This is a genomic window from Ornithinimicrobium faecis (assembly GCF_023923225.1).
Lineage (GTDB): Bacteria > Actinomycetota > Actinomycetes > Actinomycetales > Dermatophilaceae > Ornithinicoccus > Ornithinicoccus faecis.
In genome coordinates this window covers 3721479-3734620 of sequence record NZ_CP099489.1, presented here as the reverse complement: position 1 = coordinate 3734620, position 13142 = coordinate 3721479, and the positions used below count along the sequence as shown (strand labels likewise).

Genomic DNA, 13142 nt, shown 5'->3' with positions numbered 1-13142 from the left:
CGTATGCCGAGGGAACAGCAAGCGCACGAAGGCGCAGCACCCGTGCGGGTTGCCCTGCTCGGGGCCGGCACGGTGGGTGCCGCTGTGGCACAGCGGTTGATGGACCGGGCCGACCTGTTTGCCCAGCGAGTCGGGGCGCCCCTGGAGCTGACCGGCATCGCGGTCCGTGACCTGGGCCGCCCGCGCGACCTGAGCGGGATCCTGCCCGGGTTGCTGACCGACGACCCCGAGTCGCTCGTCGATCAGGTGGACGTGGTGGTCGAGGTGATGGGCGGCATACAGCCTGCTCGTGGCCTGATCGAGCGCGCCCTGCGCGGTGGCGCCGATGTCGTCACGGCCAACAAGCAGCTGCTGGCTCAGCACGGCAGCGAGCTGGAGGCGCTGGCAGCTGGGGCTGGCCGGCGGGTGGAGTTTGAGGCGGCCGTCGTCGCCGCCGTGCCCGTGATGCGCACCGTGCGCGACGCCCTGGCCGGGGACGAGATCCGCTCCATCAGCGGCATCATCAACGGCTCCACGAACTACATCCTCGACATGGTCGCCCGACAGGGCATGCCCTTTCAGGAGGCCGTCCGGCAGGCCGGTGACCTCGGCTATCTCGAGGCCGACCCGACTGAGGACCTCGAGGGCCTGGACGCCGCGGCCAAGATCGTGCTGTTGGCCCGTGCGGCCTGGGGCGTGGATGTGGGGCTGGACGACGTGCAGCGCGAGGGCATCTCCGGGCTGACCGACGCCGACTTCGAGAGCGCGCGCGGCACGGGCCAGGTGATCAAGCTGATCGCCTCCGCCTGGCGCTCCGGACCGGCCTCTGGCTCGGCTTCCGACTCGGCTGCTGGGCCCGTTTCTGGGCCCCGGATCGAGGTGGCCGTGCGCCCGACCCTCGTCGCCGCCGACCACCCGTTCGGACAGACCCGCGAGGGCACCAACATGGTGATCATCGAGGCCGAGTCGGCCGGGAGCCTGCGGTTGTCCGGCGCCGGTGCCGGGGGTGACGAGACCGCCTCCGCGGTGCTCGGCGACCTGATCAACGTGGCGCGGTCCAGGGTGGCTGCGCGAGACTAGAGCCGGAGAACAGCGACACCGCGACAAACATGGGAGTGGACGTGGACGAGCAGTTGATGCACATCGGTGGGCAGTGGGTGCCGGCAGCCTCCGGCGAGACGCTCGAGGTCATCACCCCGACTGACCGCAACGTCGTGATTGCGACCACGCCGCGCGCCGGTGCCGAGGATGCCGATCGTGCGGTCAAGGCGGCACGGGCTGCCTATCCGGGCTGGGCCGCGCTGTCCTTCACCGAGCGCCAGCGTGCCCTGCTGCGCATCGCCGACTCCCTCGAGGAGCACGTCGAGGAGCTGGCCACGCTGACGGCCCTGGACACCGGCAACGCGATCCGGACCCAGGCCCGCCCCGAGGCGCTCAACCTGGTCGCCTGCTTCCGCTATTTCGCCGGCGTGGCCGGTGAGGTCAAGGGCACGGTGCTGCCGACGGCGGATGGGCAGCTGCAATACACCCGCCGCCAGCCGTTGGGCGTCGTCGCGGGCATCCTCCCGTGGAACAGCCCGCTGATGATCGCCGGCTTCAAGGTGCCCGGAGCGCTCGCCGCCGGCAACACCATGGTGCTCAAGGCCGCCGAGGACGCACCGCTGACGATCCTGGAGCTCGCGCGCATCTGCGCCGAGCACCTGCCGCCCGGAGTCCTCAACGTGGTCACCGGCTATGGCGCCGAGATCGGCGAGGCGCTGGTGGTCCACCCGGACGTCGACAAGGTCTCCTTCACCGGCTCCACCCTCGTGGGGCACCAGGTGGCGGCCAAGGCCGGGGCGCGCCTGGCCCACAGCTCGCTCGAGCTCGGTGGCAAGTCACCGTGCATCGTCGACGCCGACTCCTGCACCGACGAGGTCGTCGAGCAGGTGCTGCTGGCCAGCCGGTTTGCCCGGCAGAGCCAGAGCTGCACCACCGGCTCGCGGCTGTTCCTGCACGAGGAGATCCACGACGACTTCCTCGCCAAGCTGGTCGCTCGCACCGAGCAACTGGTGGTCGGCGATCCGCGCGACGAGACCTCCGACATCGGCTGCATCATCAACGCCAAGCAGTGGGACCGGGTGCAGGGCTACATCGACGACGGGCTCGCCCAGGAAGGCGTCGGGGTGGCGTATGACGGTCGGCCGGCCCTGCAGGTCGGCCCGCCGGGGTTCTATCACGCACCGATGATCCTGACCCAGGTCTCCAACGACTGGCGGATCGCCCGCGAGGAGATCTTCGGCCCAGTGCTCGCCGTGATCCCGTGGAAGGAGCAGGAGGAGGTCGTGGCGATGGCCAATGACTCCCACTACGGCCTGGCCGCCTTCGTCTTCTCACAGGGTCTGGACCGGGCGCTGTCCATGGCCCACCAGATCGACTCCGGGTGGGTGCAGGTCAACCAGGGGGGCGGGCAGATGGTCGGCCAGTCCTATGGCGGCATGAAAACCAGCGGCATCGGCCGTGAGCTGTCGTTGGAGGGCATGCTCGAGGGCTTCACGCAGATCAAGCAGGTCAACGTCAAGCTGGGCTGATCTTGCAGAGCCAGCCCCTCGGCATACGCAGGGCGCAGCCGCCCCGCCGGTGTGTCGCTCCCGCGATATTCGGGGAGTCGGCCATCAAGTGATACCGTGGCGGCACACTCGCGAACGACGCTGAGGGCTTAAGTCCCGTGTCACCGCGCAGTGATCCCACCACCATGCTTGTGGTGCAACCACGCGTTTCTCGTGTGGTCACATCTCCTCGCACTGGCCGGTGATTCCCACTCGGGCCGGCATGAGCCGGATCACCCTTGTTACCCCTGGGTCACGCATGAGCGGGCCCCTCCGAGGGAGAAGGAAACCTTCGTGACAGACACCACCGAAACCGCTGCGCCGAGCCGCTCAGGGGGCTCCTTGAGTTCGATGCGCGTGGCCGAACTGCAGTCTCTGGCCGGGAGCATGGGCATCACCGTGTCCCCCAAGATGCGCAAGGCGGACCTTGTTGAGGCCATTCGGGCCCGGCGCGAGGGCGGCGCGCAGGCAGCAACCAGCAAGCCTGCGACCAGCAAGCCCGAGACCAGCAAGGGTGCGACCGCGCCCGAGAAGAGCGCGCCCACCAACACCGAGTCGGCCGCGCCGCAGGGCGAGGCGGGCGCCAGCTCGGCAGAGACCGGCCAGCGTGCCCCGCGCCGCTCGCGCCGAGTCGCCGCTGCTGCCGGTGCGCCGCAGCCGCGCACCGACCGCGCACCCGAGGGCGACGGCACCGCCGCGCAGGATGGTGCACGTGAGACCGGCGGCACCGACACCCGGCAGGGCGGTGACCCGCAGGACCGTGACCAGCAGGGCCGTGACCAGCAGGGTCGCGAGGCTCAGGAGGGCGCCCGTGACGGCGGCCGCCAGGGTCGCAACCAGCAGGGCCGTGACCAGCGCGACAACCGTCAGCAGGACAACAGCCAGGGCGAGGGCGAGGGTCGCGACCAGCGCGACAACCAGCAGAACAACCGCGGTGGCCAGCAGGACAACCGCCAGGACAACCGTGGCGGCCAGCAGAACGACCGTCAGGACAACCGCGGCCAGCAGAACGACCGCCAGGACAACCGCGGCCAGCAGGGCAACCGTCAGCAGGACAACCGCCAGGACAACAGCGGTGACCAGCAGGACAACCGCCAGCAGGACAACCGCCAGGGCGGCAACCGCCAGGGTGGCAACCAGCAGGGCGGGAACCAGCAGGGCGGCAACAACAACCGCAACGACAACCGCTATGACGATGAGGACGGCGGCCGTGGCCGTCGTCGCAGCCGTCAGCGGGGGCGCGACCGCAAGCGCGGACGCAGCCGCGGCGACAACGACAACTACGCCGACGAGCAGGAGACCACCTACAACGAGGAGGACGTGCTCGTCCCCGTCGCCGGTGTCCTGGACATCCTCGACAACTACGGTTTCATCCGCACGACCGGCTACCTGCCCGGCCCCAGCGACGTCTACGTCCCGATGGGCATCGTGCGCAAGAACGGCCTGCGCAAGGGTGACGCGGTCACCGGCGCGATCAAGGCCGGCGACCAGCAGCAGCACTCCGGTGGTCGTGGCGACCGCCAGAAGTACAACGCGCTCGTCCGCCTGGACACCGTCAACGGACAGTCCCCGGAGGAGGCCAAGGCCCGCCCGGAGTTCTCCAAGCTGACCCCGCTCTATCCCCAGGACCGCCTGCGCCTGGAGACCGAGCAGAAGAACCTCACCACCCGGATGATCGACCTGGTCAGCCCGATCGGCAAGGGCCAGCGCGGTCTGATCGTCTCCCCGCCCAAGGCGGGCAAGACCCTCGTCCTGCAGTCGATCGCCAACGCGATCACGCAGAACAACCCCGAGGCGCACCTGATGATCGTCCTGGTGGACGAGCGCCCGGAAGAGGTCACCGACATGCAGCGCACGGTCAAGGGTGAGGTCATCGCCTCCACCTTCGACCGTCCGGCCGATGACCACACGACGGTCGCCGAGTTGGCGATCGAGCGCGCCAAGCGCCTCGTGGAGCTCGGTGGCGACGTGGTCGTGCTCCTCGACTCGATCACCCGCCTGGGCCGCGCCTACAACCTGGCGGCCCCCGCCAGCGGGCGCATCCTCTCCGGTGGTGTCGACTCCAGCGCGCTCTACCCGCCCAAGCGCTTCTTCGGTGCCGCCCGCAACATCGAGTTCGGCGGCTCGCTGACCATCCTGGCGACCGCGCTCGTGGAGACCGGCTCCAAGATGGACGAGGTCATCTTCGAGGAGTTCAAGGGCACCGGCAACATGGAGCTGCGCCTGTCCCGCCAGCTGGCGGACCGCCGCATCTTCCCGGCCATCGACGTCAACCCCTCCGGCACGCGCCGCGAGGAGATCCTGATGGGCGCCGAGGAGCTGAAGATCATGTGGAAGCTGCGTCGCGTGCTCTCCGCGCTCGACTCCCAGCAGGCCGTCGAGCTGCTGCTGGACCGGCTCCGCAAGACCAAGTCCAACCACGAGTTCCTCGTGCAGGTGCAGCAGACCTCGTCGGTCAAGCTCGACGACGAGGACTGATCACCGCAGCTGATCACTACAACTGATCACTATGGCCGGCCTCCGGCCGTCTGATCTCGTATGCCGTGTGGCCCGGTCTCCCTCCAGGGGAACCGGGCCACACGGCATACGAAGGGGTTGCTCACGCCTGCGGCAAGGCTGCCCTCCGCGGTCGGGGAACGAGCCCGGAATAGACCGTCGCTGTGCGTGGTTATGGCTAGGCTGCCGAATCTGGCAGAATCACCCCTTGGCCCTCCGGTTCACGGCGCGCAGACCGCGCACCGACCCGGGGAAATCGCCACCTGTGAGGAGACACCGTGAAGAAGAACATCCACCCCGAGTACGTCGAGACCAAGGTGACCTGCAACTGCGGCGCCCAGTTCACGACTCGCAGCACTGCCACCTCCGGCTCGATGCACGCCGAGGTCTGCTCGCAGTGCCACCCGTTCTACACGGGCAAGCAGAAGATCCTGGACACCGGTGGTCGCGTGGCCCGCTTCCAGGAGCGCTACGGCAAGAAGGCCGCCAGCAAGTAGATACTTCACAGCGCCGGCTCTGCGACTTTGGTCGCGGGGCCGGCGTTGCTCATTCCTGGCGCGTGCGAGCGCGCGACCACGCTCAGCAGCGTGGTGGGGCCAACGACAACACGGCACGTAGTGGGAGAGACGGGACATGGTCGACGTGGATGCATCCGCGGTGATGCCGCTGCTCGAGGAGTTCATGAGCATCGAGACCGAGCTGGCCGACCCGGCCACCCACACCGACCTGGTGGCCCTGAAGAAGCTCAACAAGCGCTATGCCGCCCTGTCGCCGACCATCGCCGCCTTCCGGGAGTGGGAGGAGGCTGCGGGCGACGTCGAGGCGGCCACAGAGATGGCGGCCGAGGACGAGTCGATCGCCGCGGAGTTGCCCGCGCTGCGGGAGCGTGCCGAGCAGACCTCCGAGCGGCTGCGCCGACTGCTGGTGCCCCGCGACCCCGACGACGACCGTGACGTGATCCTCGAGGTCAAGGCGGGGGAGGGCGGCGAGGAGTCGGCCCTGTTTGCCGGTGACCTGCTGCGGATGTACATGCGGTATGCCGAGCGCCGCTCCTGGAAGACCCAGCTGCTCGACGCCACGGAGTCCGACCTGGGTGGCTACAAGGACGTGCGCCTGGCGATCCACGCCACTGGCACGCCCGCCCCGGGAGAGGCTCCCTGGGCGCGGCTGAAGTATGAGGGTGGCGTCCACCGCGTGCAGCGCGTGCCCGTGACCGAGAGTCAGGGCCGCATCCACACCTCCGCCGCCGGAGTCCTGGTGATGCCCGACCTGGACGACCCCGAGGAGGTCGAGCTCGACCTCAACCTGCTCAAGATCGACGTCTTCCGCTCCAGCGGGCCCGGTGGTCAGTCGGTCAACACGACCGACTCGGCGGTGCGGATCACCCACCTGCCGACCGGGCTGGTCGTGTCCTGCCAGAACGAGAAGTCCCAGCTGCAGAACAAGGAGTCGGCGCTGCGGGTCCTGCGGGCCCGGTTGCACCAGCTCGCGGTCGAGGAGGCCGAGGCGGAGGCGTCGGCCCAGCGCCGCAGCCAGGTCCGCACGGTCGACCGCAGCGAGCGGATCCGCACCTACAACTTCCCGGAGAACCGGATCGCCGACCACCGCACCGGCTTCAAGGCCTATAACCTGGACCACGTGCTCGACGGCGACCTGGACCCGATCGTCCAGTCTGCGGTCGACGCGGACGAGGCCGCCCGGATGTCCGCCCTCGGCAGCAGCGACACGTGACCCCGCAAAAAGACGAACGCGTGCCCCCGCAAAAAGATAAAGGTCTCGCACGCCCCACCCGCATTTTCGTAGAGGTTTCGTACACCGACCTCGACCGTGTCGACCTCCCCGGGGCTGCGTCGACACAGCCGGGCGCGGTGGCTCAGCCAGGCGCGGTGGCCCACCTGGGCGTGCTGGCTCAGCCGGGCGCGGTGGCTCACCCGCGCTGCACTCTCACTGCGCCGTCGTTCCACCGTGTGCGCGCGACACCCGGCTCGGTGGCAGGCGTCCTCCCGTGACCCGTGCGAAACCAGTATCAAAAGACGGGGAGGGCGAGCGAAACCTTTATCTTTTTGCGGGGGGAGTGGTGCGTGCTGCGGCGGGGGAGCTGGCCGCGGCCGGGGTGGCCAGCCCGCGCGTCGACGCCGAGATCCTGCTCGCGCACGTCCTCGACCGTGAGGTGGCCGAGCTCAGGCGGGCCGCGATCCTGGGGGAGCGCGTCAGCGAGGGAGACCACGCGGCCTACCAGCGGCTGATCGAGCAGCGGGCCGCCAGGGTGCCGCTGCAGCACCTGACCGGCACCGCGCACTTCCGCCACCTGTCCCTGCGGGTCGGACCGGGAGTCTTTGTGCCCCGCCCGGAGACCGAGGTGCTCGTCGACCTGGCGCTGGCCGACCTGCAGTCTGCGGGGAGTGCGCCGGTGGTCGTGGACCTGTGCACCGGCAGCGGAGCCATCGCGCTGGCCCTCGCCGACGAGTGCCCCCACGCACGCGTGCATGCCGTCGAGCTCTCTGAGGACGCCCACGCCTGGGCGGCAGCCAACGTGGCCGGCACCGGACTGCCGGTGGACCTGCGACAGGGCGATGCCACCACCGCCTTCGAGGACCTGGTCGGGCAGGTGGACGTGGTGGTCAGCAACCCGCCCTACATCCCCCCGGGCGCGGTGCCGGTCGACCCAGAGGTGCGCGACCACGACCCGGACATCGCGCTCTATGGCCTGGGGGAGGACGGCCTGCAGGTGCCGCTGGCCGTCGCGGCGCGGGCCGCACAGCTGCTGGTGCCCGGTGGGGTGCTGCTGATGGAGCACGCCGACGTGCAGGGCGAGGCGCTGGTCGCGCGGCTCGGGGCGAGCAGTGCGTGGGCCCAGGTGAGCGACCACGCGGACCTGACGGGCCTGCCTCGCGTCACCCGAGCCGTGCGCGCCTGACCCCAGACACAGCCGTGGCCCCGGCGCGATGCCGGGGCCACGTGTGTCTGTGGTGCGCACCCGTGAGGGTGCACCCTGTGGTCGGAGGAAGTCTCGACCAGTTGTTGCTCAGAAGATGAAGATCAGCAGGGCGATGATCAGCAGGATTCCCACGATCGTCCAGATCAGTCCACTTCCACGCATGTGACTACCTCCTTCGTTGTCGCTCTCCCCGGGGTGGGAGAACGGCGAGTTGTGCTGTCTTCGACGCTAGCCAGGTCGCACCGGGCTGTCATCTCGAGAGCCCACCCCCGGTTTTGGTGGGTCTAGTTGGGGGACACTGCGACCGGTTCAGTCGACGACCGTCGCACCGGTCAGGTCCTGCAGCGCCGCCACGGCCTGCCCCGTGGACAGGATCGCCCCGGCGAGGGAGTCCAGGCGCTCGCGGGTGCACGGGCCCAGGTCGGCCCCACGCAGGTCGGCTCCCTCGAGGTTCGCGCCCGAGAGATCGGCGTGCAGGAGCACACAGCCGTCCAGCACCGCCTCGCGCAGGTCCGCCCCAGCCAGGTTGGCCTCGGTGAATCGGGTGCCAGTGTGCGCGCGACGGGCCAGCACGAGGGCGGGCAGCTCGGCACCATAGGCGTTGCAACCGAACAGCAGGCACCCCATCCCGCGGGTCGCGTCGGCGACCAGGCCAGTCATCCGGCAGCCGTGGAACTCGGCATCTGTGAGCAGGGCGCCGGTGAGCACGGCGCTGGACAGGTCCACCCGGTCGAACCGCGCGTCGCTCAGGTCGCAGCGGTCCAGGCGCAGACCGGTCGCCGTGCCGCCGGTGAACCGGGCGCCGGACAGCCTCGACCCCGTGAGGTCGGCCCCATCGAGGGTGCAGTCGGTGAAGGTCACCTCGTCCAGGTCGCAGTCCCGCGCCCGCACCTCGGACAGGTCGCAGCGCACCAGCTCGACAGGCTCGCCGGAGTCGGCCAACTGGTCGACCTCCAGGGGTGAGAGGTGCTGGTCGGTGAGCGTCGGCATACGGCTGATGCTGTCAGGCCCCGGTGACAGCGCCGGGGCCGCCCTCCGCAGCGCCACCAGACCAGACCGTATGCCGTGGCGCAGGTCATCGCCCGGGCGCCGGTCTCCCCGACCTGCGTGGGAGATGTGCGCGAGGAGTGCGTTCGGTCGGCGGAGCGCGAGGTGGGAAACTGGTCGCGTGATCCTTGACGCCAGCGACCCGCAGACCCGAGAGCAGGTCGTCGAGCAGGCCGCGCAGGTCGTGCGCGACGGCCGCGTGATCGTGCTGCCCACGGACACCGTCTATGGCGTGGGCGCGGACGCGTTCGACCAGGTCGCGGTGGCTATGGTGCTGGCCGCCAAGCACCGCGGGCGCGAGATGCCCCCGCCGGTGCTCGTGCCCAGCACCCGCACGGTCGACGGGCTGGCGACCGAGGTGCCGATGTATGCCAAGATCCTGATCCGCCAGTTCTGGCCCGGCGCCCTGACGATCATCGTGCGCGCCCAGACGTCCCTGGCCTGGGACCTGGGGGAGACCAACGGCACCGTCGCCCTGCGGATGCCCGATGACCTGCTCACGCTGCAGGTGCTCACCGAGGTGGGGCCGATGGCCGTCACCAGCGCCAACGTGACTGGGCAGCCGCCCGCCACCACCGCGCAGGAGGCTCAGGACCAGCTCGGTGGGGCGGTTGCGCTCTATCTGGATGGCGGGCCGCGCACCGACAGCCTGGCCTCCACGATCGTGGACTGCACGGGGGAGGAGCCGGTGGTGCTGCGCCACGGCGCCATCCCCGCCGAGCGGTTGCGCGAGGTGCTCGGCGTGACCGTGCTGCACGACGCGCCGCCCGGTGTCGGGGACGATGCGGACGCCGTCGAGGAGGTGGCTGCCGTGGCCTCCTCCGGCGGGACCAGACTGGTCACCACCACCGACCCGCTCGCCGTCAGCGGCATCCGGGGCAGTGGCGTGAGCGTGCGCGCGGGGGACCTGCGCTCCGTGCGTGCGCCGGATTCACTACAGTGACGGGTATGAGCACCCAGGTCGACGCCGACACCTACTACGGACCCAGTTTCGCCCAGCTCCTGGAGCAGGACCCCGAGATCGCCGGGATCCTGGTCAGCGAGCTGGACCGCCAGCGCGCCGGCATCCAGCTGATCGCGAGTGAAAACCAGACCTCGCCGGCCGTGATGACCGCGATGGGCTCGACCCTGTCCAACAAGTATGCCGAGGGCTATCCGGGCCGTCGCTACTACGGCGGGTGCGCGGAGGTGGACAAGGCCGAGATCCTGGCTGTCGACCGCGCCAAGGCGCTGTTCGGCGCCGACCACGCCAACGTCCAGCCGCACTCCGGCGCCAGCGCCAACATGGCCGTCTACGGCGCGTTCGCCAAGCCCGGCGACACCGTGCTGGCGATGTCGCTGGACCACGGCGGTCACCTGACCCACGGCTTCAAGGTCTCCTTCTCCGGCAAGTGGTTCAACGCCGTGCACTACGGCGTCGACAAGCAGACCGAGGACATCGACTATGACCAGGTCGAGGCGCTCGCCAAGGAGCACCGCCCCAAGATCCTGCTCGCCGGCGGCTCGGCGATCCCGCGGCTCATCGACTTCGAGCGCATGCGCGCCATCGCCGACGAGGTGGGGGCGATCTTCTGGGTGGACGCCGCCCACTTCATCGGTCTCGTTGCGGGGCAGGCGATCCCCTCGCCCGTGCCGCACGCCGACGTCGTCAGCTTCACCACCCACAAGGTGCTGCGTGGCCCCCGCGGTGGCGCGATCGTCTGCAAGGAGGAGCACGCGGCCAAGATCGACCGCGCGGTCTTCCCGATGATGCAGGGCGGGCCGCTGATGAACAACGTCGCGGCCAAGGCGGTCAACTTCGCCGAGTGCGCGACCCCGGCCTATCAGGACTATGCCAAGGCGGTCATCGCCAACGCCCAGGCCCTCGCGGGCGGGCTCGGTGAGCGTGGCATCCGCCCGATCACCGGCGGCACCGACACCCACCTGTCGCTGCACGACCTGCAGGGCGTGGGTGTGACCGGCATCGACGCCGAGACCCGGTGCGACGCAGCCGGCATCGTGCTCAACAAGAACGCCATCCCGTTCGACCCGGAGAAGCCCAACGTCGCCTCCGGCATCCGCGTGGGCTCGCCCTCGGTGACCACCCAGGGGATGGGCACGGAGCAGATGGATCAGATCGCTGACCTGATCCACCGGGCCGTCACCACCACCGACGGTGACCCGGAGCACGAGGGCGCCAGGGCAATCCGCGCCGAGGTCACCGAGCTGCTCGCCAGCTTCCCGGCCTATCCGGCACCCTGACCGGCTGATCTGCTCGAGGCACGTGTCGGCAGCAGGCCGGCGGATGAGGATGGTGGGGTGACCGGTGCGCGAATACCTCCTCGTGCTCCTCATCGCCGCGATCTTCACGTATGTCGCCACAACAGTGGTCCGTCGGCTCGCCTTTGTCATTGGCGCAGTGACCCCGGTGCGGGCGCGGGATGTGCACTCCGTGCCCATCCCGCGGTTGGGCGGCGTTGGCATGTTCTTCGGTTTTGCGGCGGCCGTCGCCGTCGGCAGTCAGTTGCCTTATCTCTCAGGGCTTTTCGAGAGCAGGGAGCTGCTGGGTGTGCTGCTCGGGGCCGGGATCATCACCCTGCTCGGCGCGATCGACGACGTCCGTGACCTGGACTGGCTGACCAAGCTGGCCGGTCAGGTCCTGGCCGGTGGCGTGATGGCCTTCTTTGGTGTCCAGCTGCTGTCCATCCCGGTCTTCGGCGTGACCGTGCTGCCCGAGCCGGTGCTGGTGACGCTCACGATCATGATCGTGGTGGTCTCGACCAATGCCGTGAACTTCGTCGACGGCCTGGACGGGTTGGCCGCCGGCGTGGTGTTCATCTCGGCGGGAGCCTTCTTTGCCTGGAGCTATCTGGTCAGTCACAACTTTGACCCGCCCAACGTCTTCACCACCGCAACCTTCCTCACCGCGGCGCTGATGGGCTGCTGCCTCGGGTTCCTGCCCCACAACTTCCACCCCGCCCGCCTGTTCATGGGAGATGCCGGGGCGCTCCTGCTGGGCCTGCTGCTGGCGGCCGCCACCATCTCGATGACCGGCAGCGTCGACCCCGCCTCCAGCGTCGCCGCGACGTCGGCGACCACTGCGTTCCTGCTCCCGCTCTTCCTGCCGGTGGCGATCATGGCCCTGCCGATCCTGGACATGTTGCTGGCCGTGGTGCGCCGGACCCGTCGCGGCCAGGTGCCCTGGAAGCCGGACGCGCACCACCTGCACCACCAGCTGCTCAAGATCGGGCACAGTCACCGCCGGGCGGTGGCGGTGATGTATCTGTGGGCGGCGCTGCTGGCCGTGGGGGCCGTGTCGTTCGCCTTCTTCCCGCCGTTGATCACCGCCAGCGTGCTGGTGTTGCTGCTGGTGGTGGCCGCCGTGCTGACCTGGCAGCCGAGGCGGCGCACGCCCACGTCGTGAGTGGCCCCGCACGGCGCGTGCTGGGGTGGTTCACCACGGGGCGCCGTGCCGGACCAGGAAGACCAGGGTCGACAGCCCGGCGAAGAGCAGCAGTGTGCAGCCCATCAGAGGACCGGCGAGACGGCTCGTGGCACCTCGGGTCACCTGCAGGCGTGGGACGAGCAGGATCAGACCGAGCGTCTGCACCGCGCTCAGGGCCACGAGCGACCAGTCGCCCAGGACGACGGCGAGCGGGAGAAAGTGCAGCGCCACGACGAGGGCGATCCACCAGGCCGTCCAGTGCGCCCTGCCCCGACGCCACAGCACCAGGGCTCCCAGCCCCGCGACGAGCACCTCGAGCAGGACGATGAGCCCGAAGCCGGCGTAGTGGCCGTCCAGGGCGCTGGGTCCGTCCCAGCCCGTGACCACCGCCGGGACGAAGACCCCCGCGATCGCTGCGCCCAGCAGGCTGCCGGCGCCCAGCGCCCATCGCCACCTGGGCGGTGGGTCCTCCTGGGACCATCCGAACCACACGAAGGTCATCAGCCCGAACCACCCGATGGTGAACGCGTGGTCGCGCACAAACTCAGTCAGCATTGGTGATCCCCCACCGTCGTTGGTCGTCTCACGATAAGCGCCAAGAGGGCCCACAGTTCGTGACAGATGTCCCGAACTCGGGGCCTCATGTGGGCCTGCGTGAGCAAGGTCACCG

Annotated in this window: 11 protein-coding genes; 9 read left to right on the top strand and 2 right to left on the bottom strand. The window is 69.7% G+C overall.

What is annotated here, in order from left to right:
* Positions 1–3 precede the first annotated feature (3 nt).
* The 6 genes from NF556_RS17375 (at position 4) to prmC (ending at position 7980) form a co-directional block, all read left to right on the top strand.
* Positions 4–1059, top strand: coding sequence for a homoserine dehydrogenase (locus NF556_RS17375; RefSeq protein WP_252592370.1), 1056 nt, complete (start codon positions 4–6; stop codon positions 1057–1059).
* A 56-nt stretch (positions 1060–1115) separates the two neighbouring features.
* Positions 1116–2549, top strand: a complete 1434-nt coding sequence (locus NF556_RS17370) for an aldehyde dehydrogenase family protein (protein WP_425606996.1) — start codon at positions 1116–1118, stop codon at positions 2547–2549.
* Between the two features lie 360 nt (positions 2550–2909).
* Entirely contained in the window at positions 2910–5045 is a 2136-nt protein-coding gene (rho, locus tag NF556_RS17365; protein ID WP_256829375.1) for a transcription termination factor Rho, read from the top strand.
* Positions 5046–5341: 296 nt separating this feature from the next.
* Positions 5342–5560 (top strand): 50S ribosomal protein L31, encoded by a 219-nt coding sequence (gene rpmE / locus NF556_RS17360; RefSeq protein ID WP_252592367.1) that lies wholly within the window; start codon positions 5342–5344, stop codon positions 5558–5560.
* A 136-nt stretch (positions 5561–5696) separates the two neighbouring features.
* Positions 5697–6794, top strand: coding sequence for a peptide chain release factor 1 (gene prfA / locus NF556_RS17355; protein WP_252592366.1), 1098 nt, complete (start codon positions 5697–5699; stop codon positions 6792–6794).
* Positions 6795–7137: 343 nt separating this feature from the next.
* Positions 7138–7980, top strand: coding sequence for a peptide chain release factor N(5)-glutamine methyltransferase (prmC, locus tag NF556_RS17350; protein ID WP_252592364.1), 843 nt, complete (start codon positions 7138–7140; stop codon positions 7978–7980).
* A gap of 330 nt (positions 7981–8310) precedes the next feature.
* Here prmC and NF556_RS17345 read toward each other — a convergent pair whose 3' ends face one another.
* Entirely contained in the window at positions 8311–8991 is a 681-nt protein-coding gene (locus NF556_RS17345) for a pentapeptide repeat-containing protein (RefSeq protein ID WP_252592362.1), read from the bottom strand.
* Between the two features lie 178 nt (positions 8992–9169).
* Here NF556_RS17345 and NF556_RS17340 point away from each other — a divergent pair, with 178 nt between their 5' ends.
* From NF556_RS17340 to NF556_RS17330, 3 genes are all read left to right on the top strand, one after another.
* A complete protein-coding gene (locus NF556_RS17340; protein ID WP_332460681.1) occupies positions 9170–9991 on the top strand; it encodes an L-threonylcarbamoyladenylate synthase in 822 nt (273 codons plus the stop codon).
* Between the two features lie 5 nt (positions 9992–9996).
* Complete coding sequence (locus NF556_RS17335; protein WP_252592360.1) at positions 9997–11289, top strand: serine hydroxymethyltransferase; 1293 nt, start codon at positions 9997–9999, stop codon at positions 11287–11289.
* Positions 11290–11353: 64 nt separating this feature from the next.
* Positions 11354–12451, top strand: a complete 1098-nt coding sequence (locus NF556_RS17330; protein WP_252592358.1) for a glycosyltransferase family 4 protein — start codon at positions 11354–11356, stop codon at positions 12449–12451.
* A gap of 30 nt (positions 12452–12481) precedes the next feature.
* Here NF556_RS17330 and NF556_RS17325 read toward each other — a convergent pair whose 3' ends face one another.
* Positions 12482–13027, bottom strand: a complete 546-nt coding sequence (locus NF556_RS17325; protein WP_252592357.1) for a hypothetical protein — start codon at positions 13025–13027, stop codon at positions 12482–12484.
* Between the last annotated feature and the right edge of the window lie 115 nt (positions 13028–13142).

Coding starts and splice junctions, on each gene's coding strand:
- NF556_RS17375 (WP_252592370.1), top strand. CDS start 4: ATGCCGAGGGAACAGCAAGCGCACGAAGGCGCAGCACCCGTGCGGGTT.
- NF556_RS17370 (WP_425606996.1), top strand. CDS start 1,116: ATGCACATCGGTGGGCAGTGGGTGCCGGCAGCCTCCGGCGAGACGCTC.
- prfA (WP_252592366.1), top strand. CDS start 5,697: ATGGTCGACGTGGATGCATCCGCGGTGATGCCGCTGCTCGAGGAGTTC.
- NF556_RS17345 (WP_252592362.1), bottom strand. CDS start 8,991: ATGCCGACGCTCACCGACCAGCACCTCTCACCCCTGGAGGTCGACCAG.
- NF556_RS17335 (WP_252592360.1), top strand. CDS start 9,997: ATGAGCACCCAGGTCGACGCCGACACCTACTACGGACCCAGTTTCGCC.
- NF556_RS17325 (WP_252592357.1), bottom strand. CDS start 13,027: ATGCTGACTGAGTTTGTGCGCGACCACGCGTTCACCATCGGGTGGTTC.